Below are 25,555 nucleotides of genomic sequence, written 5' to 3'. Positions count from 1 at the left end.
TCTCGGTACGGAAGGGATGCGGCGTCGATCGCGGGGGACGAAGGCCCTCGGTTCAGCGGAAGGTTGCGTGGCGGGGAAGCCGGTACGGGTGCCGGTCCCGGGAGCGCGGGTGTTCCGGGCGGCCGCTGCCCGGACCGTGTCCCATCAGGTCCGCGCGGAACAGGCAGTAGTCGATCCGCCGCTGGGCGGCGGTCTCCAGTTCGTCCCGCAGGGCTCCGCTGCGCAGTACGGCGCCGGGGCCCAGCAGCCCTTCGACGACGGCCAGCGCACCGGTGATGTCGCCGTGGTCCAGGCGCTCCCGGACGCCGTCGAGGCATTCCGGGCGGCGGTGGGCCGCGTCGATGGCCTGGAGACACGGCATCGGCGTGCCCGTCAGGGCGGCCAGGAGTTCCTCGCGCCGGACCTCGGCGGGGTCGTGGTCGAGGGGCACCAGCACCCCGTCGACCAGGCCGATGCGGTGCCGCGCGCCCCGGCACTCCACCGGGCGCGGCTGCCCGGCACCGTCCGGAACCGGTGACGGCCGTACCGGTACGTGATCCGGGACGAGCGCCGAGGCGACCAGCGGGTGCAGCCGGCCGGCGTCGACGGCGCCGGTGCGGATGAGCTCCAGGTCGGGCAGGGCCCAGGTCGCCGCGTCGGGCAGGACCGGTGGCGCGGTGCCGGCTCCCGCCGCGGGCGCCGGCGTGAGGCGCAGGACGTGCGCGCCGGCTCCGTCGTCGTCCGCGTCGAGGCTCAGGAGCAGGCGGTGGCGGCCCCCGAACCGTACGAGGAAGGTCCCCGCGGTCGCGGACCCGCCCTCGGCGCGCAGGAGCTGGGCGGCCTCGTCCGCCCAGCGGCCGACGGCGCAGCGCCGGCCCCGCGGCACCATGTCCCGTACGGTACGGTCCGGTTCGGGCTCGCCGCCGTCGGCCGGCCGGTCGGCCCCGGACCGGCCGCGCAGTTCACCGGTCCTGCGCGCGTCCCAGAGGTGACGGTGCAGGTCGAGGCGGAACCGCCGGCTGGGGTGGGGGTGCGGGTGGCGGCGGGCGCCGGCCTCGGTACGGGAACCGTCCCACAGCGCGAGGCTGATCCGCTGTCCGGCGTCCGCCCAGGCCGGCGGTGTCCGGACCACGAGGTGCACGGGTGCGCGGCCACCCGGTTCCTCGGAGTCGTACCGGGCCAGCGCGATCGTCAGCCCCGGGCGCAACAGCCCGTGCGGGGCGATCCTCGGCAGGTGCCAGCGGAGCAGGTCCGGCACCAGGTGGCGCAGGTCGGTCCGGACCCGGGTGGCGAGTTCGCTGCCGTGGGTGCGTGCCAGGGAGCGTGGCTTCAGGTCGACGTCGATGCCCGCGGCGGCGCAGGCCCCGGACCAGTCCCCGGCGTGGCGGCGGGCAGTCGCGGTCTCGATCATGGAGGGCGGCACGGCGAACTCGCGCACGCGCAGCCAGAAGGACAGGAAGGGATCCCGATTCGCGTTCTCGATGAGCATCAGCACTCACCTTGCGCGGACGGGTCCCCCAATCTGAGAGCAGTGTGTGTCGTCATCGCGGGCAGCGTAGCGCGCCGCGTCCGTGCCCGCCACGCCTTTTCCGCGACACTGCCCGGGCCGGCGCATAGGGTGCCGGGATGATCGGGATCCCGGAGGTGTTCACGCGCGGCACCCTTGCGCGCGAGGGTGCGGCAGGAGCGGCCTGGATCGCCGGACTGCCGCTGCTGGTGGACGAGTTGCTCGAACGCTGGGAGTGCGTTCCGGACGGCGAGGCCGTGCACGGAGGGGTCGGCGTCATCGTGCCGGTCCGTCGGCGGGGCGCGGCGGACGCGGTGCTGAAGGTGTCCTTCCCGCACCCCGGCAACGTCCACGAACCGGATGCGTTCGTCGCGTGGGAGGGGCGCGGAGCGGTCCGGCTGTACGAGCGTGACGACGGGCGTTTCGCGATGCTGCTGGAGCGTGTGGGGATGTCGGACCTCGGGGAGGTCGAGGACAACGACGAGGTCGTGCGGGTGGCGGGCCGCCTCAGTCACCGGCTGGCCGTACCGGCTCCGCCGGGGCTGCCCCGGCTGCGGGAGCAGGCCGGGGCCTGGGAGGAGCAACTGCGCACGGATGCCCGGGAGCTGGCCCACCGGCTGTCGCCCCGGGCGGTGGACGCCGCCGTGGCCACGGTCCGCGAACTGGGCTCCACCCAGCCGGACGTGATCGTCCATGGCGACCTCCACGCCAGGAACATCCTGCGCGCCGACCGCGAGCCGTGGGTGGCCGTCGACCCGAAGGGCTACGCGGGCGACCCGGCGTACGACGGCGGCACCCTCCTCAAGACGCGGGCGCTCGCGCTCCGGGGCGCGGGCGACCTGCGCACGGCTGCCGGCCGCACGCTGGACATCTTCGCCGAGGCGGCGGAGCTCGACCGTGAGCGCACCCGCCGCTGGGCGCAGCTCCATGCGGTGCAGGGCGCGTTCTGGGGCCGGCGGCACGGATACCGCAGGGCTCGCAGCGGCCCCGGGCGGGACGGTCTCACCGTCCTCATCGAGTCGCTCGCCGAGGTGCTCACGGACCCCGCCTGAACGCCCGCCGGGGGCCGCCCCCGCCTCAACGCCTCCGCCACTCCTCGGCCAGCAGCTGGTAGGAGCGCACCCGGTCGGCGTGGCCGTGCGTGATGGTGGTGATCAGCAACTCGTCGGCACCCGTGGCCTCCTGGAGGCGTTCGAGCTCGTCGGCGACGCGTCCGGGCGATCCGACGAACTGGGTGTCGACGCGGTCGGCGACCAGTTCCCGGTCCGCGTCGCTCCACGGAAGGGCGCGGGCCTCCTCCGGGGTGGGGTACGCGATGGCCCCCTCGGCCGTGCGGATGGAGCGGACCCAGGGGCCGTACCCCGTGGCCAACTCGCGGGCGGTCGCGTCGTCCTCGGCGACGACGACGTCCGCGGAGACGCTGACGTACGGCTTGTCGAGCTCGTCGGAGGGCCGGAACGCCGCACGGTAACCCTCGGCCGCCTCCAGCACGGTGGCCGGGCTGACGTGGTAGTTCGCGGCGAAGCGCAGACCGTTGCGGCCGGCCACGTCCGCGCTCTGTCCGCCGCTGCTGCCCAGGATCCACACCTGGAGGTCGGCGCCCTCGCCGGGGACGGCGTGTGCCTCGATGCCGTCGTCCGAACGGTACGTGCCGTGCAGGAGCGCGAGGATGTCGTCGATCTGTTCGCCGTAGTCCTGTGCCCGGGCGCCCGGCTGATGCAGGAGCCGTTGCTGGAGCGCTGTCCGGGGTGAGCCCAGCAGGTGTTCGAAGGAGAAGCGGGGCGGGATGCGCAGCCCGTTCGGCGTGCGTCCGTCGGTGACCGGGATCGTGGTCGGCGCGGGCCCGTCCTTGCGCTCCGGCGGACGTCCGCCGGAGCGGCCGAGGCCCAGGTCGAGGCGCCCCGGGTGCAGGGCGTCGATGAGGCCGAACTCCTCGACCGTGGACAGGGCGGTGCGGTGCCCCAGCTGCACGGCTCCGGAGCCGATCCTGATCGTCGAGGTCGCCGAGGCGGTCAGGGCCAGGACGACGGCGGGTGAGGTGCCGGCCACTCCGGGGTTGAGGTGGTGCTCGGCGAACCAGTAGCGGGCGTAGCCGAACTCCTCGGTCCGGCGGGCCAGGTCGATGGTGTTGTGCAGCGCGTCGCCGGCCGTGGCGCCGGAGGGAACCGGTATGAGGTCGAGGACGCCGAGAGGGATGCGGGACATGACCGGGGTGCTCCTCAGCGGTTGGTCGGGACGGGGACGGGCCCGGCGAGCACGGGGGCCCAGTCGAACGGCGGGTCGGGGATCTCGCGTCGCAGGACCGGGGCGACCTCGGACTGGAAGAGCGCGAGGGAGCCCCGGTGCTGGGCATCCGTCAGTCCGCCGGCGTCCGCGTTCAGGTGCAGGACGGTGTGGCCGAACTGCTCGTGGTAGCGGTGCACCTTCTCGATGATCTGCTGGGGGCTGCCGATCAGGGCCGAGCTGCGCTCGACGAAGTCCTCCAGGTTCGGGAACACCGGCTCGGCCCCCAGCCGCTTCTGGAAGGCGAGATAGCCCTCGAACACCGGCCGGTAGGCGGCGACGGCCTCCTGCGAGGTCCGGGCCACGTGGACGCCGGCCGTTCCGGCACCGACGACAGCCAGCGCCGGATCGTGGCCGTAGTGTTCCCACCGCTCCCGGTAGTGCCGGATCAGTTCGGCGTACGGCTCGATCGCGTGGGTGACGTTCGCGGAGAACAGCGGGTCGCCGTAGCGCGCGGCGAGGTCGACCGACTCCCGGCTGGTGGCGCTGCCGTGCCAGACGCGGACGGGCTGCTGGAGCGGCCGCGGCCACACCTCCGCGTCCGTGAGCTCCGGCCGGAAGCGCGGCTGCGCGCTCACCTTGTCCTGGCGCCACAGCCGGCGGAACAGTTCGTAGCCCTCGGCGTTGCGGTCCCACTGGTCCTCGGGGGTGACGTGGAACAGCTCGCGCTGCGCCGTCCCGTTGCCCTTGCCGATGATGAGGTCGAGGCGGCCGCCGGAGAGATGGTCGAGCGTGGCGTAGTCCTCGTGGGCACGCACCGGGTCGAGCAGGCTGAGCGTGGTGACGGCGGTGAACAGCCGGATGCGCGAGGTGAGTGCGGCGATGTGGCTGAGCACGACCGGCGGCGAGGACGAGATGAACGGCCGCTCGTGCCGTTCGCCGACGCCGAAGCCGTCGAATCCGAGCTCCTCGGCCAGCAGCGCGTTGTCGATCACCTCCCGGAAGCGTTCGTTCGTGGACTTCTGGACACCGGTCACCGGGTCCGGAGCGTGGACGATGAGCGTGATGGCCAGGAACTTCATGACGCCACCCGCCCGGACGCCGCGTCGTCGGGGTGGGCCAGGCCGAGGTGGTCGCGCAGCGTCGTGCCCTCGTACTCCGTACGGAACACACCCCGCTCCTGGAGGAGCGGGACGACGGTGTCGGCGAAGACGTCCAGACCGCCGGGGGTGATGTGCGGGGCGAGGATCAGGCCGTCGGCGGCGTCCGCCTGGACGAAGTCGTTGATGGCGGCGGCGACGGTGGCGGCGGAGCCGACGAAGGACTGGCGGCTGCCGGTCTCGATGACCAGGTCGCGGATCGACCAGTTCTTCGCGGCCGCGAGCTCCCGCCACTCCCGGGCGGTGGCCAGCGGGTCGCGGTACATCCGGACCTGGGCCCGGCCGCGGGCGATGGTGTGTTCGCCCGGGTCCGGGTCGATGTCCGGCAGCGGACCCTCCGGGTCGTACGCGGACAGGTCACGGTTCCAGACGAACTCCAGGTGCTTGATCGCGGTGGCGCCGCTGACCTGCTGCCGGCGTACCTCGCGGGCGTGCTCCTGCGCCTCGGCGTCCGTGTCGCCGAGGACGAAGGTGGCGGCGGGCAGGATCAGCAGCTGGTCGTGGGTGCGGCCGTGGCGGGCGAGGCGGCCCTTGACGTCCGCGTAGAACGCCTGCCCCTCCTTCAGGGCGCTGTACCGGCTGAAGATCGCGTCGGCGCCCGCCGCCGCGAACTCGCGGCCGTCCTCGGAGTCGCCGGCCTGGAAGATCACCGGGCGGCCCTGCGGGCTGCGGGGCACGTTGAACTGCCCCTCGATGTCGAAGTGCTGTCCCTTGTGCGCGAACGACCCGGCCCGCGCGTCCCGCAGGAACGTGCCGGTCCCCGGGTCGGCGGCGATCTCGTCGCCGCGCCAGGAGTCGAACAGCTCGTTGGCCGTGGCCAGGAACTCCCTGGCCCGGGAGTACCGCTCCTCCTGCGGGAGGAATCCGCCGCGCCGGAAGTTCTCGCCGGTGAACGCGTCCCAGGAGGTGACGACGTTCCACGCCGCGCGCCCGCCCGAGAGGTGGTCGAGGCTGGCGAACTGTCTGGCCACCTCGTAGGGCTCGTTGAACGTGGAGTTGATGGTGCCGGTGAGGCCGAGGCGATCGGTCACGGCGGCCAGGGCGGACAGCACGGTGAACGTGTCGGGGCGCCCGACCACGTCCAAGTCGTATATCTTTCCGCCCTGTTCGCGCAGTCGGAGCCCCTCCGCGAGGAACAGGAAGTCGAACTTGGCGCGTTCGGCGGTCCGTGCGAGATGCGCGAACGAGCTGAACTCGACGTGGCTGCCGGCCGCGGGGTCGCTCCACACGGTGGTGTTGTTGACGCCCGGGAAGTGGGCGGCGAGGTGGATCTGCTTGAGCGGCTTGCCGGTGCTGGTGCCGGCGCCGTTGCTGGTGCTCATGTCGGTGGTCCCTCCGGCTCAGACGGTGGCGTAGCGGTTGGCGGGGCGGGCGAGGCCGAGGAGCCCGCGCAGGGTGTCGGCCTCGTAGGCGCTCCGGAAGGCTCCGCGGCGCTGCAGTTCGGGCACCAGTCCCCGGGTGATGGCCCGGAGGTCGTGGCCGGTCCCGGCGGGGCGCAGCCGGAAGCCGGAGAGTCCGGCCTGCTGCCATTCCAGGAGGAGGTCCGCCAGTTGTGCGGGGGTGCCGGTGAACACCTTCGCGTCGCTGGTGTACGGCGCGCCGTCGAGTTCGTCGAGACGCTCCCGGCGGGCCGCCGCGGCCGCGGGATCGTCGTCGAGGAAGACGACGAGGTCACCGAAGATGTGCAGGGGTTCCGCGGCCCGCCCCGCCGCCGTCTGTCCGGCGCGGATCTCGTCGATGACGGTGCGGGCCTGACCGGTGTCGTGCGGGGTGATGTATCCGATGTCCGTCGAGCGCGCCACCAGTTGGAAGGGCACGCTCTGGTGGGCCAGGGCGCTGACGACCGGCTGGCCCTGCGGCGGCCGGGGGGTGATCGAGGGGCCCTTGACGCTGAAGTGGCGGCCCTCGAAGTCGATGTAGTGCAGCTTGTCGCGGTCGATGAACCGTCCAGTGGCGACGTCCCGGATCTCCGCGTCGTCCTCCCAGCTGTCCCAGAGCCGGCGTACCACCTCGACGTAGTCGCCGGCCTCCTCGAAGAGTTCGGCGGTCAGGTCCCGTACGGCAGGGGTGTCCCGGTCCTCGATGCGGAAGCGCGGGAACGTACGGCGTCCGAAGTGGGCCGCCTCGTGCTGCCGGGGCGTCACCTGGACGCGCAGACCGGCCCGGCCGCCGCTCACGTAGTCGAGGGTGGCGATCGCCTTGGAGATGTGGAACGGCTCGGTGTGCGTGGCGACGACGGTGGGGACGAGCCCGATGTGGCGGGTCAGCGGGGCCACCCGGGCGGCGATGAGCACCGCGTCGAGCCGGCCGCGCTCCTGGTCGGTGCGGCCGTCCGGCTCGGTGTACCGCGAGGACTGGAGCCCGAGGGCGTCCTCGATGGTCACGAAGTCGAGCAGGCCGCTTTCGGCCTCCTTGACGGTGTCGGTCCAGTACGCGGCGGTGAGCAGTTCCCCGGGCCGGGCCCCGGGCTCGCGCCAGGCGGCCGGGTGCCAGCCGGCACCGTTCAGGGCGACGGCGAGGTGCAGGGGGGATGCGGACAGGGGAGGGTGCGGCGATGACGATGCGGACACGAAAGGGTGCCTTCCTGATCGACCGTGGGTGATCGCCGGGCCTCGTCGGGAGGTTCGGCGTCGCGGGAACGGGTCAGGAACAACAGAGCGCGCCGGCCACGCGCTGGAGGTCTATGTGCTGCCGGGAGTACAGGTGGACACGGCGCCGGGGGGCGAGGACCTTGACGAGCGGACGCGTCACCGGTGGCATGACCGTCGCCTCCGCTCTTCCCGCTCGGCGGGCCCGGGGGCCTCGCGCTTGCGGAACCCGGTCGGGCCCCGCCCGGTCGTCACCCGGAGCACCCCGCCGCGCAGGAGGGTTGCCGGTCAGCGAGCCGGGGCTGTGCGCTGACACTCATGACCTGCCGGGAACGCTACGCGCGACGGCGGCGCCGCGCAATGCCCGGCAGATCATGGTCGTGTTCACACTGCCGTGAGCCTCAACAACGGGGCCCCGCCGTCTGTTCCGCCGTCGGACGACTGTTTTCCGCCTGCCTGCCCCAGCCCGCCGGCCGGCGGGGATCAGGCGCGTCCGGCCGCCTTCTGGCTCCTGCGGGACAGGGAGTCGACGACCACGGCCGCCAGCAGGACCGATCCGGTGATCATGAACTGCACGGCGTTGCTCACGCCCATGATGTTCATCCCGGACTGGATGGAACCGATCACCAGGGCACCGAGCAGCGCCGACCAGACGGAACCGCGCCCGCCGAACAGACTCGTACCGCCGATGACGGCCGCGGCGATGACGTTCATCAGCAGGTTGCCGCCGCCCGAAGTCTGGCTCGCCGACTGGATCTGCCCGGCGAGGAAGAGGCCCCCCACCCCGGCCATGGTTCCCGCGATCGAGAAGACGGACATCCGGACGAACGGGACGCTGATACCGGCCCGCCGCGCACCCTCGGAGTTGCCGCCGACCGCGAAGACCTTCCGCCCGTAGGTGGTGCGGCGCAGCACGAAGTCCAGCAGCACCAGCACGATCAGGAAGATCAGCAGAGCCAGCGGGAGTCCCTGGTACTGGTTGAGGATGTACGCGGTGACGAACGCGATCGCGGCGATGACGACCGTGCGCAGCACGATCTCCGCGACCGGCCGGGACGGCACTCCGGCCGCTCTGCGCCGCGCCGCGTCCAGGAGGGACGCCAGCAGGAAGAGCCCGACCCCGACGGCCGCGGCCACGTAGGCGGCGGCCGGGCTGTGGTAGATGGTCGAGTAGATCTCGGCGACGACGCTGTCACCGGGAATGTTGACCGTGCCGCTGGCGCCGAGCACCTGGAGCATCAGCCCGTTCCAGGCGAGGTTGCCCGCCAGGGTGACGACGAAGGCGGGGACCCCGACCTTGGCGAAGAAGAAGCCCTGGATGAGCCCGACGGCGGCGCCGCCCAGCACGGCGATGAGCAGCGCCAGCCACTCGTTCATTCCGTTGAGGACGTTCAGCACGGCGAAGATCGCGGCGCACAGGCCGCTGACGGAGCCGACGGAGAGGTCGATCTCACCGAGGAGCAGCACGAAGACGATCCCGACGGCGATCATGCCGGTGCCGACGATCTGCTGGCTGAGGTCGGAGAGGTTCTGCGCCGAGAGGAACGTGCTGTTGAGGCTGCCGAACACCGTCCAGATGATGATCACCGCGATGACGACGGGCAGCGAGCCGAGTTCCCCGCTGCGCATCTTGCGCCAGAACTCGTTGGCGTACCCCCGGATGCCCTCCTCACGGACGAGCAGCCGGGAGTCGACGGCGGGCATGGCATCGCGGGCCGGCTGCTGGCCGGCGTCGTCGGCGTCGCGTGACGGATCCCGGGTCATCGCTCCTCCTCCCGCTTACGGGCCTGGCGGCGGGTGACCGCGCTGTCCGAGGCACCCGTGATGGCGGAGATGATCTCCTCGGTGGTGGTGGAGCGCCGGTCGAAGAAGCCGTTGTTCCGGCCCAGGCGCATCACCGCGATCCGGTCCGCGACCGCCATGACGTCCACCATGTTGTGGCTGACGAGGATGGTCCCGAGGCCGCGGTCGCGGAGCCGTTCGACCAGGTCGAGGACCTCGGCCGTCTGCTCGACGCCGAGGGCCGCGGTCGGTTCGTCCAGGATGACGACCTTCGGGTCGCCGATCAGCGAACGGGCGATCGCCACCGTCTGGCGCTGTCCGCCGGAGAGGGAGGCGACGGGGATGCGGACGCTGGGGATGCGGATGGACAGCGTGTCGAGCAGTTCGCGCGAGCGCTGGTCCATGCGGACCTCGTCGAGCACGCCGAAGCGGCGCAGTTCGCGGCCGAGGAAGAGGTTGCCGACGACATCGAGGTTGTCGCACAGGGCCAGGTCCTGGTAGACGGTCGCGATGCCGAGGTTCTGGGCGTCGTGCGGGCGGCCGATCGCCACTCGGCGGCCCTGCCATTCGATGACGCCCTCGTCGGGCGGATTGACGCCCGCGATCGCCTTGACCGCTGTCGATTTCCCGGCCCCGTTGTCGCCGACGAGTGCGACGACCTCGCCGGGACTGACTTCCAGGTCGAAGCCCGACAGTGCCTGGACGGCGCCGAAGCGTTTGGAGATCCCCCGCAGAGTGAGCACAGGTGCTTGCGGCAAAGGAACCGCCTCCTGGGTTGCCCGTACACACGGGCGGACAGTCTCGGCCCCCGCCGGACGAGCCGCGTGTCGCGGCTCGTCCGGGTTCGTGCGCGGCCGTGCACGGTCATGAGGGCCGTGGGCCGGGCGCGGGAGCTACTGGAGGCCGGCCTTCTTGCAGGCATCGGCGTAGGCCGGAGTACAGATCTCCTTGACCGTGTACAGACCGTCCTTGACGACGGTGTCCTTGATGTTGTCCTTGTTGACCACGACCGGTGTCAGCAGCTTGGCCGGGACCTTCTCACCGCTGCCGCTCTTGACGGTGGTCGGCGTCAGGGACTTCGGAATGTCCTTGCCCTGGGCGAGGTCGACCGCCATCGCAGCCGCCGTGTCCGCCTCCGGCTTGTACGGCTTCTCGATGGTGATGGTCTGGGTGCCGGCCAGGATCCGCTGGATGGCGTCGAGCTGGGCGTCCTGGCCGGTCAGCGGCACGCTGATGCCTGCCGCCTTCAGGGCGGTGGCGATGCCGGCGGCCAGGCCGTCGTTGGCCGAGTACACACCGACGATCTTGTCCTTGCCGAGTGCGCTGATGGCACCCGCCATCTGCTGGTTGGCGTTGTTCGGGTCCCAGTTCGGGGTGTCGTACTCCTTGCCGATCTTCACCTTGCCGTCGAGGACGGAGTGGGCGCCGGCCTTGAACTCGGCGGCGTTCGGGTCGGTCGGCGAGCCGTTCTGCATGACGATCTCGCCGCTCTTGGCCTTGCTGCCCAGCGCGGCGAGGAGCGCCTTGCCCTGCAGCTCTCCCACCTTGTGGTTGTCGTACGAGACGTAGGCGTCGACGGGGCCCTGCGCGAGCCGGTCGTACGCCACGACCTTCACGCCCGCGTCCCGGGCCTTCTGCACGGAGGACTGGATCGACTTGGCGTCCACGGCGTCCAGGATGAGCACCTGGTCGCCCTTGGCGAGGGCGGTGTTCACCTGCTGCTGCTGGGTGGTCGCGCTCTCGGCGGCGTTGTAGTAGTCGATCTGGGCGCCCGGCGCCAGCTCCTTGATCTTGTCCTCGATGTACGGCCGGTCGAACTTCTCGTACCGCGTGGTCTTGCTCTCGGGCAGCAGCAGGCCGATCTTCACCTGGTCGGCCTGGCGGCCCGTCCCCGGCTGCGCCGCGCCGCTGGTCGCCACGGCGCCCAGCGACAGGGCCGCCGCTCCGGCCAGGGCGATCGCGCTCCGCAATGTACGGGTCATGGGAGGCTCCTTCTCGTACGGCGCCGTCCCTCCACCGGGAGAGCGCGGAAACGAAAATCCACAAATGGCCTACATATCGACATTAGCGGCAACCCCGGGACCGGCAAGCGGGTGACATCGCGCCGCGGAGGCCCTGCGGGCGCGGGGCCCGGAATCCGCGGGTCAGTCCGTGAGACCGGCGGCGAGGGTGGCACCCAGCTCCCAGCACGCCTCGATGTCGGCCTTGGCGGGCTCTCCCGTGACCGTCACGGCGTCGGCGGCGCGGCGCCACCCCAGGCCCGTGGTGATCGACTCGATGGCCCGCACGGCCCCGGTGACGTCGTTGCCGCCGTGCACGTAGTACCCGAAGGGACGGCCGCGCGTCGCGTCCAGGCAGGGGTAGTAGACCTGGTCGAAGAAGTGCTTGAGCGCACCGGAGACATAGCCCAGGTTGGCCGGGGTCCCGAGCAGGATGCCGTCGGCGGCCAGCACGTCGGACACGGTCGCGGCGAGCGCGGCGCGGCGCTCGACCCGGACGCCCTCGATCCCGTCCGTCGTCGCACCGGAGACGACGGCTTCGAACAGCGCCTGGCAGTTCGGCGAGGGTGTGTGATGCACGATCAGCAGAGTGGCCACACCCCGGAACCCTGCCGTGCCGGTGGCGTGGCCGCAAGCGAGGTCCGCCGTCCCGCGCTCCCGTGCCGGTCGATGAAGCGACTCGGGGATTCGGGCGACTCGGCCGTGAAGGGATGATGTGGGGCGATGACGTCGAGAGATGACGAGGTGGGCATGACATCCGGCACGGACGACCGGCGGGGCATCGGCATCCTCGCGGACGACCTCACCAGCGCGGGCGACGGCGCCGCACCCTTTCGCCGGACCGGCCACGGGGCGCGCATCATCCTCTCGGCTACGGGGACGGTGCCCCCGCAGGACCCTGGCGCGGCCACGACGCGTGGCCCCGGCGTGACCGCGGTCGACCTGGGAACCCGGCTGCTGGACGAGACCCCGGCCGCCACACGTACCGGACAGGCCGCCCGGCGCTTCGCCGGCTCGGCGCTCCTGCTCAAGACGGTGGACTCGACCCTGCGCGGCCATGTCGCGGCGGAGGTCCGGGCCGCGTGGGCCGGATCGGGACGCACCGCCGTCGTCATGGCTCCCGCGTTTCCCGCGGAGGGCCGGGTGACGGTCGGATCGGTGCAGTACGTGCGGGGCGTCCCGGTCCACGAGAGCGAGTTCGCCCGTGATCCGGTCCACCCCGTGCGGTGCTCGGACCTGGCGACGGTGTTCCCCGAGGCCGTGGTGCTCGGTCCGGAGCGGGCGGCCGAACTGCCCGGGCTGACCGGCGGGGGCGGCCTGATCGTCTGCTCCGCGGCGACGGACGGCGATCTCGACCGTCTCGTCGCCGCGGCCCCGCACCTCGACGACGTGCTGTGGGTCGGCTCCCCAGGGCTGGCGGCCGCCCTGGCCCGGCGCTGCGCACCCGCCGCCGGTCAGGCCGCTCCCGCCCCCGCACCGGCCCGCCGCCCGCTGGTCGTCGTCGGCAGCGCCAACCCGGCGACCCGGCGACAGCTCGCCGCGCTCCGCGCCCGGCCCGACGTGCAGGGGGTCACCGTCGGTGACGACCCCGCCGCGGCGGTGGCCGCACTGCGCGGCCTGACCGCGCCCGTCCTCGCCCTGCAGACGCCCGATGAACGCCGGGCGCCGGAGGCCGCACACGTGCTCGCCCGTTCCCTGGCCGCAGTCGTGCGGACCGCGGCCGAAGAACGTCTGGCCGACGCGCTCGTCGTCACGGGCGGGGAGACGGCCGCGACCGTGTTCGAGGCCCTGGGAATCCACGGCATCGACCTGCTCGACGAACCCGAGCCCGGCGTCGCCCGTGGCACGCCGCTCGGGCAGCCCTCGCTTCCGGTGCTGATCAAGGCGGGCGGCTTCGGTGACGACGGGCTGCTCCTGCGTCTGACGCACCTCGTCCGGGAGTCGGAAAGGCCGGGAGTCGGAGCGGCCGGGTAGAGGGAACGACGGAGCACGGTCGTAGGCGGAACGCCCCGGCAGCCGGGACACAGTGGGGGCCACGGTCCGTGGCGGTCACGATCCCTGGCCGAAGAACTCGACCTCCGCCACGGCCACCCGGCGGCCCTTGCCGGTGCCGTACGCCGAGTCGACCGTGAGGCGCGCGCTGACGGTCTCCGATCCGCGGAGGTCGAAGGTCTGCTGGCCCGCCTGGTCCGTCAGCCGGATCGTACGCATGGTCTTCTTGCCGTCCTTCGAGGTCAGCAGGACGGTGAGCCGGGCCGGCCTGGCCTGCGTGAGGAACTCGTCCTTGCGGGCCGAAGTCCCGGAGAACACCACCATCTTCAGCAGGCGGACCGGCTGGGCGAACGTGCACTCCAGGTACTCCCCCGCACCGTCGCCGGTCTCCCCCGGAGCCCAGTAGCGATTGTTGAAGCCGTCGAAGGCCGCACGTGCCGGATGCCCCGACGCCGCGCTGGAACTCCGGAACGCGGACGGCACGACCGACTCCGGTGCACCCGTCTCCTCCTTGGCGAAGCCGAACAGGCCGGGCAGATACGGCAGTGCGAACCAGATGCCGACCGCCAGCAGGATCAGCACCAGCGGCAGCGCGAACCTCGGCCTGCGCCGTCCCCGTCGGGGGCGTGTACCGGCGGCACGGCCTCTGCCCCGCCCCCGGCGGAGGATGCGTCGCCACCACGGCGGACGGAGCCCGGGCGGCGGCCCCGGGTCGAGGAGCAGTGCGCACCGAATGCAGTAGGTGCGTTCGGAAGCGTTCTCGGTACGGCAGTTGGGGCACACCCGTGGCACGCCGCCGGCCGTCGGCGCCGGCCCGGGTGGAGCGGGGTCGTCGGACCCCTGGCCGGGAGGCCATGCCTCGGGCCCGTGCGCGGGCCCCTCGGGAGCATCGCCGGGACGCCGGGGAGCGGCCGTCACCTGCGGCGAAGGGCCGGCAGGCGGGTTCACCGCAGCGGGCGCCGGCGCGGGGCGGGGCAGTGAGCCATCGGGCGGGACGGCGGGCACGGGCCCCCCGACTACCGGGTCAGTCACACCCGGAGCAGGGGCCGGACCGCCCCCACGCCTCTCGCCGGCCCGGCCGTCCAGGCCACCGGCGCCGCCCGCCTCATCCGGCTCCCACGCCAGGAAAGCCTCGCAGGACGCGCAGAACTCCCGCCCCGGCGCGTTCCGGTGACCACAGCTCTCGCAGATCACCGCGCACCTCCTTCCATGTCCCCGGCCTCGGGCAGGATCTCCAGGGTGTAGCCCACATGGGCCGGGACCTCCCTGCCGATGAGCTCCTCCAGCCGCACCCGGTCGAGCGCCCGGCCGTGCGGTTCCCGGACCCGGATCGTCACCCAGGGGCGGGCCCGGCCGGGCAGCACGGTCTGCGGGACGGTCGACCAGGCCGTTCCGCCGCTCTCGGTGATCTCGGGCTCCGTGCCCGTCTCCAGCCGCACCGCGTCGGCGAGCCCGCCCGCCGTACCGCGCCGGGCGTGCCGTGCGACCGCGCCCCGTACGGTCTCCCGGCGCCGCGCCGTCGGGCCGTCCTCGTGAGGCTCCACAGCCACCCACTGGGCCAGCCACGCCAGGAAGTCCTCCGGAGCGCTGCGCGGATCCAGGTACGCGGGCAGGTTGTCGAGGGTGAGCAGGACCGGGGCGAGGACGTCGTCGAGCGCGGCGAGGAAGCGCCGGAGGAAGTCCTGCTCCAGGTAGACGGAGGGGAGTTGGTCGATCAGCGGGTGCGGTGTCGGGAGGCCGGTGACGCCGGTACGCATGGGCCTAGGCTCCTCTCACCCGTAGCTGGTGCTCGTAGCTGAAGACCAGGGCGTGCCGGTCCAGCGGGATCTTGGCGGTGGCGTCGGTGCGCTCGCCGGTGACCGGGTCGGCGGGGTAGAGGCGTACGTCCTCCACCAGGTCCACCCCCGGCACCCGTTGGAGCACGGCGAACGCCTCGCCCGACTGGACGGGCCGGCCGAACGGCCAGCCCTGACCGCCCGGCCCGCCGGACAGCGGGTTGAAGTAGCCGTACAGCGCGGCCAGGGCCGTCTCCCGGACGCGATCCGGCTCCGCTCCGCGCTCGGCCTGCACGGAGGCGACGACGGTGACGCCCTGGTAGAAGGGCGGTTCGACGACGAGGCGGGCCCCGATCGGGCGGCGGGCCTCCAGGTGACCGGCGATGAGGCGGAGCGTGTGTTCGGGAGGAACGAGTTCGTCGAACTCGACGCGGCCCTGCTCGTCGCTGCGGCCGGCCGGGACGACGAGCAGCCTCACCCCGTGGGCGGAGCCGTCGCTGTCGCCCCCGCCCTCGTGCTCATCGGCCCGGATGCAGTGCACGCGGGCCGCGTCCGGGGCGATGTCCCGGGCGAGGAGTTCGTAGTCGTGCGGGACGACGGCGCGGTGCAGGGTGCGCAGCGTCATCGGGCCGCGCACCCGGGCGCTGTCGACGCTCTCGCCGTCGACGCCGCCGAGGGCCGGCCGGCGGTTCTCCACCCGGGCCACGTAAGGGAGCGCGCTGCGCAGGACCTTCAATGTCGACCTGGCGACATTTCCGCGGAGGCCGCCGCCCGTGCGGTAGGAGCGCACCCGGACGGTGGCGCCCTTCGCGGGGACCGCGCCGTAGTAGCGGATGGAGCCGTCCCGCTCGCGTACCGCCGGGCCGAACTCGACCCGGCCGGAGTTCGGGTCGAGGGTGATGTGGTGGTCGTCGGGCCCGGAGTGCGCGAAGTCGTCGACCCGGGTCCAGCGGGTGTACTCCGGTTCCGGTCCGCTCGCCGGACCGGCCACCTCGACCACGAAGTCGCCCGGCACGACGGGCGGACGGGCCAGTGCGAACACCTGGCCGGGCACGCCTTCCGCCGCGCCGAGCACCTCGTCGGTGACGGTCTCGGCGTGCTCGGCGGGCACGGTCGCGCCGATGGTGAAGGCGGTGATCCGGCGGACGACGGGCGGTGCCAGATAGGTCGGCCGGCCGGGCTCCGCCTCGATCAGGCGGCAGCGCAGCCAGCCTCCGGTGCGCCGCACCACGGCTGCGGGGGTGTGTGTCCTCGGCAGGTGGAGGATCAGCTCGCCGGAGCGGTTGAAGCCGCCGGTGTCGTCCTTCTCGATCTCGCAGGCCGTCCAGGCGGTGCCGTCCCAGGCCTCCCAGACCAGCGGCGGCCGCAGCGGGTCGACGCCCACGCCCTCGACCCTGCAGTCCAGCCGCAGGACGACGACTCCCGCCGGCACCGCGGCCGACAGGCCGACATACAGACAGTCGCCGGGTGCCGGGGTCGCCCCGAAGCACGTCACGTCCCGGCCGATCGCCAGCTCCTCCGTACGGTCGGCCGCCTCGCCCGACACCGGCCAGGTGGCGAGATGGGCGAAGGCACAGGGGGTGATCGTCAGCTGCTCGGCGGTCGTGAAGACGACCGCCTCCTCCGTCTCCGTCCGTACGGTGGCGACCTCCGTGCCGGCCCGCACCACGACCGGCTCGGGGCGGGGTGCGGAGAGGCGGAACGTCACCTCGGTGTGGGCGGCGGTGGGCGGGTGCAGCCGCACCCCGATCAGGTCGAGGAAGGTCAGATAGCTCTTCTCCGGCACCCGGTTGACCCGGTAGACGAGCTGGTCGACCATCGTGGCGAACGCCTCGATGAGGGTGACACCCGGGTCCGACACATTGTGGTCGGTCCACTCCGGGCAGCGTTGCTGGACCAGGCGCTTGGCCTCGTCCACCAGGCCCTGGAAGCGGCGGTCGTCCAGATGGGGACTGGGCAGCGTCACGCGCCTGCCTCCTCGTCGTCGGGGCTCGTCTCCTGCGCGTGCTGCGGGATCACGTAGAACGGGAAGACGAGATTGCGGGGGTCGTTGGAGCCGCGTACCGAGTAGCCGATGTCGATGTAGAGGACCCCGTTGTCCGCCTCGTCGAACCGGACGGTGACCTCGGCGACCTCGATCCGGGGCTCCCAGCGCTCCAGCGCCAGCCGGACCTCGTACGCGAGCTGCCCCGCCGTCCCGGCGTCGGCGGGCGCGAACACGTAGTCGTTGACGGCGCAGCCGAACTCCGGCCGCATCGGCCGCTCCCCCGGGGAGGTCGCCAGGATCAGCCGGATCGACTCCTCCAGCTCCCGCTCGCCGCGCACCAGCGCGATGGAGCCGGTGGCATCCGTGCGCGGCGGAAAGGCCCAGCCCGCGCCGATGAACTGCTGTCCCATACCGGCTCAGCCCCCGATCAGCACGGTGGCGCAGCCCGACACGACCGGGGACCCGCAGCCGCTCAGATCTCCGACCCGGGCGGCCGGACTCCCGCCGATCAGCACGGTGGTGCTGCCGGGCGGTGCGATCGTGGACGGCGGGTGGGCCAGGGGGGACGCGCACAGATGGGCGGTGCCGACGGTGGCGGCCGGCTTCCCGCCGATCAGCACCGACACCACTCCGGGCGGTCCGACCGTGCCGGGGTGACCGGTGGGGTCGGTGACCCGTGCGGCTGCTGCTGACGGCATGCGGTGTACTCCTCTTCCCCTGATTGCGGCAGGTCGGTCGAGCGTGACCGGCGGTCGATCGCGGCAGGCCGGCCGAACTTGGTCATCAGCTGGTCCCTGTAGGTCAGTTGAGCTTGATCAGCGGCGCGTTGACGGAGACCGAACCGCCGCTCTTGACGTCCGTGCGCCGGCTTCCTTCGACGGTGACCTGGCCGCCCCGGACCTCCACCGCGCCGCCGGTGGAGAGCGCGACCCCGCCGTTCCCGCCGTCGACCGTGACCCCGCTGCGGGACGTCACCGTGACGCTGTCGCCGGCGAGTTCCAGGGCCCCTGCGCCGGCGTCGAGCGCGACACCCTTGGCCGCCTTGACGGAGACCTGTTCCCTGGCCTCGATCGTCACGCTGCCGTCGCTGTTGATGACGACGGCCGTGCCCCGCCGGTCCAGGTCGATCGTGAGCTTTCCGTCGCCGGTACGGAGCCTGACGCCCTGCGGGCCGTTCGCCGCGTCCAGCAGTTCGAGCTGGTTTCCGCTCTTGGACGCGAAGGCGCGACGGTTCACCGCGCCGGTGGTGGGATCGACGAGATCGCCGCCGTCGCCGGGAGTCCCGGCAGCGGCCGGGGCGCCTCCACCACCGCCGCCCCCGGGCCGGTCCTTTCCGTTGTACAGCCCGGCCAGCACGTACGGACGGTCCAGGTGCCCGTGCTCGAAGCCGACCAGCACCTCGTCCCCGACCTCCGGGATGAAGGCCTCGCCGCCGCCCGTCCCGCCGGACTGGGCGGTGCGCGCCCAGTCGCTCGCGTACTCGTCCGACAGCCAGGGGAAGCGCACCTTCACCCGGCCCGATCCCTCGGGGTCCTGGGTGTCCGTGACCGTCCCGCTGACCAGTCCGGCGCATCGCCCCCCACCCACGGACGCACCGGCCGAACCATGCCCGCCTCCGGTGAGCCCGAAGAGCGAGCGTTCCTGCTGCCCGGACACGGTGATCCAGGTCTCGTAGCCGCGTACGGCGTCGAAGACGTGCCGCGACGAAGTGACGGTGTAGCGGCCCTCGAACGGGGCCCCCACCGCGTTCAGCGCCACCGCGCTGCCGGCCCTGACCTCGGGGTTCCCCCGGATCACCGCCTCCAGCTCCGCGAACGACCCGGCGATCCGCTCCGCCAGTGCCTTCGCCGCCCGGTCCACCTGTGCCTGCGCCCCGTACACCGCGTCGGTCACCACGAACCGCGCCTCACCGAACGGTGCGGACACGTCGGCCGCCGTGACGCCGAGCTCCAGCGTCGTCGAGGTTCCGGCCGGGGCCCTGCCCACCACCGGCTCCTTCGCGCCGACGTCCCAGCCGCGCACCTCCACCTCGGACACCTGCTCGGCGGCCGACACCCCGGCACGGCAGCGCAACAGGTTGTCGCCCAGTTCGAGGACGAGGGCGTTGCGTCCGGCGCGCGCGGATCCGTCCGGCGCCGCGCTCGCCTCGGCGGGACGGGTGATGTGCAGCTGCCCGTCCCGTACGTACGCCTGCGCACCGGCCTCCTCGGCGAGCCCGCGGACGAACTCCCAGTCGGTGACGTTGGGCTGGGCGATGTGCTCGATCACGGGACCGGCCACGTCCACCGTCCCCGGCTTCAGTCCGGCGCGCTGGGCGACCTGGCCGCAGATGTCGGCGAGCGTCATGTTCTGGTAGCTGGCGACGCGCCGTCCCCGCAGCAGCCGGTGCGACTCGTCGAGTCCGCGCACCACGGTGAACGTGCCGGTCTCGTCGAGCTCCACCTCGAGCGCCGTGACGACGCCTTCGAGCAGCGGCTTCGGAGCGGTGTCACCGCCCGCCCTGGCCAGCAGCCGGGCCTCGCTGCCGATCCTCAGCCCGGCCTGTTCCAGCAGCACCCGGTCGGGGTCCCGGAACCGCAGCAGGAACAGGTCGGGGAGCGTACGGCTGTCGTCGACGTACCCCTCGACGAGGGTGTTCACGAACTTCGCGGGAAGCGGGGTGCCGTTGAACTCCACCACCAGCGCGGTGGCCACGCCCTGCTGGGTCATCGCACCGGCCCCCGGTCCGCTTCGCCGCCGCCGAGTCTGCTCAGCTCGTCGAGGGCGGGCAGCAGGAGCTGTGTCCCCGGTGCGAGGCGCAGCGGGTCGTCGATACGGTTCGCCTCGGCGATGATCCGCCAGGCGCCGGCGTCCCCGTACTCCCGGTGGGCCAGCGAAGGCAGCGAGTCCCCCGCGGCGACCCGGTGCACGCGCCGGGCGGCGAGCGCGCCCGATGTCGGGTTCTGGCCGGGCGTCTCCCCGCTGATCTCCTCCATGGTGACCTGGCAGACGGCCCGGATCGGCACCCCGGACGTGGTGAACAGGGTGTACTTCGCGGCGACTTGGCTGACGTATCCGGGGAATCCGGTGAGTCCGCCCCAGTGGAAGACCACCCACGGCGGTGACGACCGCTGCTGCTGCCGGGTCTCGCTCGTGGGCACGCAGCAGGCGAACAGCTGCTCCACCGAGGTGACCACCCGGGTGTCCTGCGTGTCGCTGGCGTCGAAGAACATCTCGACGGTGAGCTTGCTGGGCTGCGACCCCTGGTATTCCGGCGGGCCCGAGCTCTTCGCCCCCTTGGCCGGGGTGCGTTTCCAGGAGGCGGCCTTGGTCAGGCTCAGCTCCTTGGGGTTGAACTGGAAGTCGATTCGCCCGCACGGTCCGCCGGGCGTGAGCCCGCCCCCGGTGGGCGGCGTCCGCAGCTCCAGATAGGCGTGCTCCAGCTTGGGCCTGGCCGAGCCGCCCTTGGCCGAGGACGCCGCTCCGGACGTACCGGCGGCACTGAAGGCGATGGGTCCCGCGCCGCTCACGCCGCTCAGCCCTCCATCACGTAACCGTGGTGGGCGATCTCGATCGTCTCCATCGCGACCTTGGGCGATTCGGGGGTGAACGAGGGCCCGGTCCAGCGCACGGGCACGACCTCCAGCAGCCCCCACTGGGCCACCTTCCGCCCGTCCCCGGTCCGCGCCTCGATGTGCGCCGTCTTGCGGCTGAACCCGGTCGTCATGGTGGCGAACCAGCGCGCGACCTTCTCCGTCTCGCGGGTGAGCGGCCGGGACAGCTTGACGTTGGAGTACTTCAGCCGGGTCGGCAACTGCCACAGATGCCCGTTGTTGCCGCCCTCCTCCCGGGTTTCGAGGACCACCTCGCAGCCCAGCCCGTCGCAGGTGTTGAACGACCCGAGCTCGATGTCGTCGATGGTCACGACGAAGCAGACGCTGACGGCGGGATCGTCGTCCGGGGAGGTGGCCATGGCACGTGCCTCTCGATCGATGACTCGGTGGCTCGATGACTCGGTGGCTCAGTGACTCGGGTACGGGCGCTCATCGTCAGTGGCGGGTGTTGATCAGGAATCCGGCGCGTTCGCGTTCGAGTCGGAGGTCGGCCTTGAGAAGCCGGCTGAGCGGCCCGTAGAGAGCACGGACCAGCTCGTCCGTCACGGGAGGCGCGCCCTGACCCGGCGGCGCCCCGGTGCGGGTCTCCGGACCGGCGGACACGTCGCCGGAGGGACCGCCCTCCGGCCCCGGCCCCTCCTCGGCTCCGGAATCCGTCACGGGAGGCGGCTCGGGCTCCGGCAGAGGTGGCGGCTCCTCGGCGATCTCCGCGTCCCGCTGGACGACCGGCCGCGAGGTCCCGTGCAGGGGCGCGGCCGCGAAGACGACGCTCCCGTCGGCCATGCGCTGGGCAACTCCGGCCGCCACGGCGGCGGAGCCGGCGGTGGGGTACGTTGCACGGCCCCCGGTACGGGCGGCCGGGCCGGGCACGGGCGGCGCCCCGCCCGTGTGCCGTTGTACGGGCGACACTTCACGCTGCAAGAGGGCCGCCGGCGGACCGGCAGGCGCTCCCGGAGCCGGGGCGGTCCACCGTACGGGCACGGCGGACGGCTGAATCAGGGACAGGGGCGGGCCGCCGGGCTCTGATGGCATCCGCTGCACCCCGCCACCGCCCTCGGACGCGCGCTGCACGGCCGCCGCGGCCGATGGACCGGCATCGTCCGGAGCGCTGGCGGCGCGGAGGGACAACGGGCGCTCGCCGAGAAGGGGCGCCGTGGGGCCGACTGCGGGCGGCGGTACGGGGGTGATCGGAGGTACGGGGGTGGGAGCCGAATCCGCCGCGGAGCGCTGGACGGGGACGGTGCGGTCCGTGGAGGCCGGGGCCACCATGCTCTCCCCGCCCGGATCTCCGCCGGACACCACACCGACCGAGGGGGCATCACCGAGCAACGGGGCGAGAGGCTCGGCCGACTCGGACGGCTCGGACGACTCCTGCACCTCCGGAGCGGCAGGTGTCCCGCCGTCCGCCGGAACGGCCGGATCGTCCACCGGCGCGTCCGGGGCCGTGTCCCGTTGAACCAACGGCTGCCGGAGCGCGGGTAGTTGCGGGGCAGGCGAACGATCGGCCCGGCGCTGCGCGGTCGGCGGCAGACCGGGCAGCGGCGCCCCGAGCCCCGGCGTACGCCGAGGCGGCTGCGCCGGCGGGGAGCCGGCGGTGCGCTGCACCGCAGCCGCACCGGGCGGAGCCTCCCCTCCCGATTCCGCACCCGCCGCCGGGTGCTCGACGTGTTCCACCTGCTGTACGAGCGGCTGCTCGCCGACCAGGTGCCGTACGGGAGGACCGGCCACGGCCGAGGAACCCCCGGCTGACGTCAGGGACGGTGCGTCGTCCCCGTCCTGGCGCTGAACAGCCACCGGAGCGGACCTGCCCGGCATCCGCAGCGGCATCTCGACGGCCCGCTGCACCGCGGGGGCGGGGCTCCCCGGCGCCGCAAGGGCGACTCCGGGCGCCGCAAGGGCGACTCCGCGCACCAGCCCCGCGGGCGCGTCCGGGCTGACCAAGTGCCCCAGCGGCGTGCCGAGTGCCGTCTCCCGACGAGTCGTCAAAGCGGCCTGGAATCCGCCGGGGTCGATGACGAGGTCCTGCGCGGTGACGGACCTTTGCACAGGCGCCAGCCGGCTCACATCGACGCGGTCGCGCCCCATCGGCCGCGGAGCGTCCACGACGGCCGGGGAGGACGCGTCGCCGGTGGCGCGACCGCCGCGCAGCCAGGACATCAGTCCCATGGAATCTCCCGCCCTTCCCGCGCTCCCGCTACTGCCCGTTGAGGCGAGCGATCTGTGCGACGAACTTCAGTCGTTCCGGATGTTCCAGGTCCAGCAGGTCGTCCAGCGGCCAGTGGAAGTGGTAGGCGAGGTACGCGACTTCCTCGTAGAGGAGGTCGGCCGCGTACGTCACGATTCCCCCAGGCGACCGCCGGCGAGATCCACCGCGAACTCCTCCTTGCAGGACGGACACGAGACGGCGGCACGGGTGTGCCCCTCCGCGTTGATCCGGCGGTAGAAGTCCTGGAGGAACGCCAGGTCGGACGCGAACAGGTCCTCGATGACACCGGGGTGGATGTCCTCGACCGTCCCGATGCGGGTCACGACGCGGGAGATCAGCACGACCGACAGATACGCGGAGTTCTCCCGGACCCGGTCGTCGCGCAACGGCACGAGTTCGTCCCGGGCCGTCGCGAGCCGCATCACACCGGAACGGTGGACGGTGCCCGACTCGTCGACGTACCCGCGCGGCAGGTCGAAGGCGAACTCCGTGCGCAACGGCTCGGGCCGCCCGGCACCTTCCCCCCGCTCCGTCGGCTCCCGCTGAGGGGCCTGGAACTGGACCGAGCGCCGCATCAGTCGAGCTCCATGCTCTCGTAGGTGATCGACAGTTTCTCCGTGAGGACCGAGGTGTCACCGGCCTTGAGCGTGCCGATCTCCAGGGACTTCGGCCAGGCGTTGATCAGCTTGTACCGCTTGATGGGCAGGCCCTCGTAGTCGTAGACGATGACCGCTCCGTTGCGCCGGGCGCTCATCATGCGGCCGAACCGGGAGTCCTTGATCCAGCGTTCGAAGCTGTTGTCCTCCGTGAGGCCGCGCGTGACGGTGACCTCACCGGCCTTGGGCCGGCCGGGCAGCTTCTTGATGGCGTACTTGCCGTCGGCGGTGTTCTGCTTCAGCTCGATGACGTCCTGCTCCATCTTCAGACCGCTGACCTCGGTGATCTGCTTGATGATGACGCTGTCGAACTCCAGGCCGAAGGAATGCCCGACGGAACTGTCCAGATCGGGAAGTGGCACAACAGGCTCCTTACGCCAGGTGGGAGGACGGGCCGGTCACTGCTGAGCGAGGTGCTGCCGGCGCCCGGGTCACTCGTCGACACCCCCGCTGCCGCCGGTCAGCTGGGACAGCCGGAACACCACGAACTCCGCCGGCTTGACCGGGGCGACGCCGATCTCGCAGATGACCTGGCCCGCGTCGACGCTCTCGGGCGGGTTGGTCTCGCGGTCGCACTTCACGTAGAACGCCTCGTCAGGGGTGAGCCCGAACAGGGATCCCTTGCGCCACTCGTTCACCAGGAACGCCGAGACCGTACGCCGGATACGTGCCCACAGCGCATCGTCGTTGGGCTCGAAGACGACCCACTGCGTGCCCGAGAGGATCGACTCCTCCAGGTAGTTGAAGAGCCGCCGGACGTTGAGGTAGCGCCAGGCCTGGTCGGAGGCCAGGGTGCGTGCGCCCCAGACCCGGATGCCGCGCCCGGGGAAGGAGCGGATGCAGTTCAGCCCGATCGGGTTCAGCAGATCGTGCTCGCCCTTGGTCAGCTGCGTCTGGAGCGCCACGGCCCCGCGCACCACCTCATTGGCGGGCGCCTTGTGCACCCCGCGCGTGTCGTCGTTGCGCGCCCAGATTCCCGCGATGTGCCCGCTCGGCGGTACGAGGGTGGCGCGGCCGGATGACGGGTCGGCGACGCTGATCCAGGGGTAGTAGAGCGTGGCGTACTTCGAGTCGAAGTTGGCCCGGTCGGTGCGCCAGCCCCTGATCTGCTGGGGAGAGAGTCCCGGCGGCGGGTCGAGGATGGCGACGCGGTCGCCCATCAACTCGCAGTGAGTGATCAGCCCTTGCTGCACGGCGATGACCGACTCCAGATCCAGCAGGCCGCGTTGGTACGCACCCATCAGGTCGGGCACGGCGATCATCGTGACCTCGTCCACCGCTTCGAGCCCGCCGAGCCCCGTGCGTCGGTCGGCGTCGCCGACGTACACCTCGGGGGCGAGCGCTCCGGCACCGCCTGCGGCGGGGGCGGCCGGGGCGAGTGCGACGGACTGGACCTCGGGCCTGGCGGGGGCGGCGCCGCGCCCCGTCTCGCGTATCTCGATGAGCTCGGATTTCGCGTTGACGCGGGTGGCGACGTTCTCCTTGCTGCGTTTGGTGGTGACGGAGGGGTACGTCTCCGCGACCTGCCCGTCCCGCCTGACGATCAGCTGGAAGACGTCGGAGGGCGGGTCGTCGCCCTCGGCCTCCGCGACCTCCACGCTGATCTCACCGGTCACGCCGGCCCGGGGCTTGACGGCGTACGGCCCGATCTGGACCTCGGCCCCGACGGCCGGCGCACCGGCACCGCTGTCCAGTCCCTCGGCCCGCTCGGCCCCTTCCGCTCCGTCAGCTCCTTCGTCGATGCGCACGACGTAACAGATGCCGCCCCCGTTGGCGAAGAAGCCGTAGACGGAGGAGGCGAGGTACGTGCCGTCGACGAAGTCGCCGAAGGTGCTGACGAACTGGCTCCAGTTCGTGATGAGCGTCGGCTCGTCGAACGGACCCTGCTGGGCGAAGCCGACAAAGGCGGCGACCGATGTGCCCACCCCTTCGATCGGCCGGGATCCGGACTCGACCTCTTCGACGTAGACGCCCGGGGACAGGTACGACGGCATATGAGCCTCTCCTTGACGCGCTCCTCGACATGCTCCTCGCCCCGTTTCACGGCCGGGGACCGCGAGCAATTCTCGCCAGTCGCACGATCACCGGGAACGGATACTCGGCCGCC

25 protein-coding genes and 1 riboswitch are annotated in these 25,555 nt (G+C 72.4%); of the genes, 2 read left to right on the top strand and 23 right to left on the bottom strand.

The annotated features are described in order from the left end of the window. Window positions 1–52: 52 nt before the first annotated feature. A complete protein-coding gene (locus OG408_RS37670) occupies window positions 53–1,468 on the bottom strand; it encodes a hypothetical protein (RefSeq protein WP_326673990.1) in 1,416 nt (471 codons plus the stop codon). 137 nt (window positions 1,469–1,605) lie between these two features. Here OG408_RS37670 and OG408_RS37665 point away from each other — a divergent pair, with 137 nt between their 5' ends. Continuing rightward, entirely contained in the window at window positions 1,606–2,538 is a 933-nt protein-coding gene (locus OG408_RS37665) for an aminoglycoside phosphotransferase family protein (RefSeq protein ID WP_326673989.1), read from the top strand. 25 nt (window positions 2,539–2,563) lie between these two features. Here the strand turns inward: OG408_RS37665 and OG408_RS37660 are convergent, their stop codons facing one another. From OG408_RS37660 to OG408_RS37620, 9 genes are all read right to left on the bottom strand, one after another. Beyond that, window positions 2,564–3,691: an LLM class flavin-dependent oxidoreductase gene (locus OG408_RS37660; RefSeq protein ID WP_285564460.1), complete on the bottom strand. Its 1,128-nt coding sequence runs from the start codon at window positions 3,689–3,691 to the stop codon at window positions 2,564–2,566. Between the two features lie 14 nt (window positions 3,692–3,705). Next, window positions 3,706–4,791, bottom strand: coding sequence for an LLM class flavin-dependent oxidoreductase (locus OG408_RS37655; RefSeq protein WP_285564461.1), 1,086 nt, complete (start codon window positions 4,789–4,791; stop codon window positions 3,706–3,708). Then, entirely contained in the window at window positions 4,788–6,191 is a 1,404-nt protein-coding gene (locus tag OG408_RS37650; protein ID WP_326673988.1) for an NtaA/DmoA family FMN-dependent monooxygenase, read from the bottom strand. The genes OG408_RS37655 and OG408_RS37650 overlap by 4 nt, the downstream gene beginning before the upstream one ends. A gap of 18 nt (window positions 6,192–6,209) precedes the next feature. Next, window positions 6,210–7,439: an LLM class flavin-dependent oxidoreductase gene (locus OG408_RS37645; RefSeq protein ID WP_285564463.1), complete on the bottom strand. Its 1,230-nt coding sequence runs from the start codon at window positions 7,437–7,439 to the stop codon at window positions 6,210–6,212. A gap of 73 nt (window positions 7,440–7,512) precedes the next feature. Continuing rightward, the gene (locus OG408_RS37640; RefSeq protein ID WP_326673987.1) at window positions 7,513–7,629 is read right to left on the bottom strand and encodes a putative leader peptide; all 117 of its coding nucleotides are present in this window, start codon (window positions 7,627–7,629) and stop codon (window positions 7,513–7,515) included. 39 nt (window positions 7,630–7,668) lie between these two features. After that, window positions 7,669–7,781: riboswitch (SAM riboswitch) on the bottom strand. A 159-nt stretch (window positions 7,782–7,940) separates the two neighbouring features. Next, window positions 7,941–9,221 carry a sugar ABC transporter permease gene (locus OG408_RS37635; RefSeq protein ID WP_285564464.1) on the bottom strand — a complete coding sequence of 427 codons (1,281 nt, stop codon included), beginning with the start codon at window positions 9,219–9,221 and terminating at the stop codon, window positions 7,941–7,943. Then, complete coding sequence (locus OG408_RS37630) at window positions 9,218–9,997, bottom strand: ATP-binding cassette domain-containing protein (protein WP_285564465.1); 780 nt, start codon at window positions 9,995–9,997, stop codon at window positions 9,218–9,220. The genes OG408_RS37635 and OG408_RS37630 overlap by 4 nt, the downstream gene beginning before the upstream one ends. Before the next feature lie 135 nt (window positions 9,998–10,132). Then, window positions 10,133–11,221: a sugar ABC transporter substrate-binding protein gene (locus OG408_RS37625; RefSeq protein ID WP_285564466.1), complete on the bottom strand. Its 1,089-nt coding sequence runs from the start codon at window positions 11,219–11,221 to the stop codon at window positions 10,133–10,135. Between the two features lie 162 nt (window positions 11,222–11,383). Continuing rightward, on the bottom strand, window positions 11,384–11,836 hold the full coding sequence (locus OG408_RS37620; protein ID WP_285564468.1) for a flavodoxin family protein: 453 nt from the start codon (window positions 11,834–11,836) through the stop codon (window positions 11,384–11,386). Between the two features lie 126 nt (window positions 11,837–11,962). On the opposite strand from OG408_RS37620, the gene OG408_RS37615 reads away from it, so the two are divergent. Next, window positions 11,963–13,213, top strand: coding sequence for a four-carbon acid sugar kinase family protein (locus tag OG408_RS37615; protein WP_285564469.1), 1,251 nt, complete (start codon window positions 11,963–11,965; stop codon window positions 13,211–13,213). Between the two features lie 75 nt (window positions 13,214–13,288). Here the strand turns inward: OG408_RS37615 and OG408_RS37610 are convergent, their stop codons facing one another. From OG408_RS37610 to OG408_RS37550, 13 genes are all read right to left on the bottom strand, one after another. Beyond that, a complete protein-coding gene (locus OG408_RS37610; RefSeq protein WP_285564470.1) occupies window positions 13,289–13,813 on the bottom strand; it encodes an NADase-type glycan-binding domain-containing protein in 525 nt (174 codons plus the stop codon). Window positions 13,814–14,421: 608 nt separating this feature from the next. Next, a complete protein-coding gene (locus tag OG408_RS37605; protein WP_326673986.1) occupies window positions 14,422–14,988 on the bottom strand; it encodes a phage tail protein in 567 nt (188 codons plus the stop codon). Window positions 14,989–14,992: 4 nt separating this feature from the next. After that, a complete protein-coding gene (locus OG408_RS37600) occupies window positions 14,993–16,972 on the bottom strand; it encodes a putative baseplate assembly protein (RefSeq protein ID WP_326673985.1) in 1,980 nt (659 codons plus the stop codon). Continuing rightward, a complete protein-coding gene (locus OG408_RS37595) occupies window positions 16,969–17,403 on the bottom strand; it encodes a GPW/gp25 family protein (RefSeq protein WP_285564473.1) in 435 nt (144 codons plus the stop codon). The genes OG408_RS37600 and OG408_RS37595 overlap by 4 nt, the downstream gene beginning before the upstream one ends. 6 nt (window positions 17,404–17,409) lie before the next feature. Then, entirely contained in the window at window positions 17,410–17,691 is a 282-nt protein-coding gene (locus tag OG408_RS37590) for a PAAR domain-containing protein (protein ID WP_285564474.1), read from the bottom strand. 103 nt (window positions 17,692–17,794) lie between these two features. Further along, window positions 17,795–19,702 (bottom strand): VgrG-related protein, encoded by a 1,908-nt coding sequence (locus OG408_RS37585; protein WP_326673984.1) that lies wholly within the window; start codon window positions 19,700–19,702, stop codon window positions 17,795–17,797. After that, window positions 19,699–20,502 (bottom strand): CIS tube protein, encoded by an 804-nt coding sequence (locus OG408_RS37580; RefSeq protein ID WP_285564476.1) that lies wholly within the window; start codon window positions 20,500–20,502, stop codon window positions 19,699–19,701. Before OG408_RS37580 ends, OG408_RS37585 begins: the two co-directional genes overlap by 4 nt. A 5-nt stretch (window positions 20,503–20,507) precedes the next feature. Next, window positions 20,508–20,945 (bottom strand): phage tail protein, encoded by a 438-nt coding sequence (locus OG408_RS37575; protein WP_148016756.1) that lies wholly within the window; start codon window positions 20,943–20,945, stop codon window positions 20,508–20,510. Between the two features lie 76 nt (window positions 20,946–21,021). Continuing rightward, entirely contained in the window at window positions 21,022–22,752 is a 1,731-nt protein-coding gene (locus tag OG408_RS37570) for a hypothetical protein (RefSeq protein WP_326673983.1), read from the bottom strand. Between the two features lie 28 nt (window positions 22,753–22,780). After that, window positions 22,781–22,924, bottom strand: coding sequence for a DUF6760 family protein (locus OG408_RS37565; protein ID WP_187284983.1), 144 nt, complete (start codon window positions 22,922–22,924; stop codon window positions 22,781–22,783). Beyond that, on the bottom strand, window positions 22,921–23,367 hold the full coding sequence (locus tag OG408_RS37560; RefSeq protein WP_285564480.1) for a hypothetical protein: 447 nt from the start codon (window positions 23,365–23,367) through the stop codon (window positions 22,921–22,923). Before OG408_RS37560 ends, OG408_RS37565 begins: the two co-directional genes overlap by 4 nt. After that, complete coding sequence (locus tag OG408_RS37555) at window positions 23,367–23,810, bottom strand: phage tail protein (protein ID WP_148016754.1); 444 nt, start codon at window positions 23,808–23,810, stop codon at window positions 23,367–23,369. Before OG408_RS37555 ends, OG408_RS37560 begins: the two co-directional genes overlap by 1 nt. A gap of 69 nt (window positions 23,811–23,879) precedes the next feature. Further along, a complete protein-coding gene (locus tag OG408_RS37550; RefSeq protein ID WP_285564481.1) occupies window positions 23,880–25,442 on the bottom strand; it encodes a phage tail sheath family protein in 1,563 nt (520 codons plus the stop codon). Between the last annotated feature and the right edge of the window lie 113 nt (window positions 25,443–25,555).

The organism is Streptomyces sp. NBC_01257, from assembly GCF_035917255.1.
Lineage (GTDB): Bacteria > Actinomycetota > Actinomycetes > Streptomycetales > Streptomycetaceae > Streptomyces.
Note: the sequence above shows the minus strand (reverse complement) of the source record. Positions and strands in the feature narration are given on the sequence as shown.

Coding starts and splice junctions, on each gene's coding strand:
- OG408_RS37655 (WP_285564461.1), bottom strand. CDS start 4,791: ATGAAGTTCCTGGCCATCACGCTCATCGTCCACGCTCCGGACCCGGTG.
- OG408_RS37575 (WP_148016756.1), bottom strand. CDS start 20,945: ATGGCCACCTCCCCGGACGACGATCCCGCCGTCAGCGTCTGCTTCGTC.
- OG408_RS37635 (WP_285564464.1), bottom strand. CDS start 9,221: ATGACCCGGGATCCGTCACGCGACGCCGACGACGCCGGCCAGCAGCCG.
- OG408_RS37670 (WP_326673990.1), bottom strand. CDS start 1,468: ATGCTCATCGAGAACGCGAATCGGGATCCCTTCCTGTCCTTCTGGCTG.
- OG408_RS37650 (WP_326673988.1), bottom strand. CDS start 6,191: ATGAGCACCAGCAACGGCGCCGGCACCAGCACCGGCAAGCCGCTCAAG.
- OG408_RS37595 (WP_285564473.1), bottom strand. CDS start 17,403: ATGGGACAGCAGTTCATCGGCGCGGGCTGGGCCTTTCCGCCGCGCACG.
- OG408_RS37585 (WP_326673984.1), bottom strand. CDS start 19,702: ATGACCCAGCAGGGCGTGGCCACCGCGCTGGTGGTGGAGTTCAACGGC.
- OG408_RS37665 (WP_326673989.1), top strand. CDS start 1,606: ATGATCGGGATCCCGGAGGTGTTCACGCGCGGCACCCTTGCGCGCGAG.
- OG408_RS37660 (WP_285564460.1), bottom strand. CDS start 3,691: ATGTCCCGCATCCCTCTCGGCGTCCTCGACCTCATACCGGTTCCCTCC.
- OG408_RS37640 (WP_326673987.1), bottom strand. CDS start 7,629: ATGCCACCGGTGACGCGTCCGCTCGTCAAGGTCCTCGCCCCCCGGCGC.
- OG408_RS37560 (WP_285564480.1), bottom strand. CDS start 23,367: ATGCGGCGCTCGGTCCAGTTCCAGGCCCCTCAGCGGGAGCCGACGGAG.
- OG408_RS37625 (WP_285564466.1), bottom strand. CDS start 11,221: ATGACCCGTACATTGCGGAGCGCGATCGCCCTGGCCGGAGCGGCGGCC.
- OG408_RS37590 (WP_285564474.1), bottom strand. CDS start 17,691: ATGCCGTCAGCAGCAGCCGCACGGGTCACCGACCCCACCGGTCACCCC.
- OG408_RS37570 (WP_326673983.1), bottom strand. CDS start 22,752: ATGGGACTGATGTCCTGGCTGCGCGGCGGTCGCGCCACCGGCGACGCG.
- OG408_RS37550 (WP_285564481.1), bottom strand. CDS start 25,442: ATGCCGTCGTACCTGTCCCCGGGCGTCTACGTCGAAGAGGTCGAGTCC.
- OG408_RS37615 (WP_285564469.1), top strand. CDS start 11,963: ATGACGTCGAGAGATGACGAGGTGGGCATGACATCCGGCACGGACGAC.
- OG408_RS37605 (WP_326673986.1), bottom strand. CDS start 14,988: ATGCGTACCGGCGTCACCGGCCTCCCGACACCGCACCCGCTGATCGAC.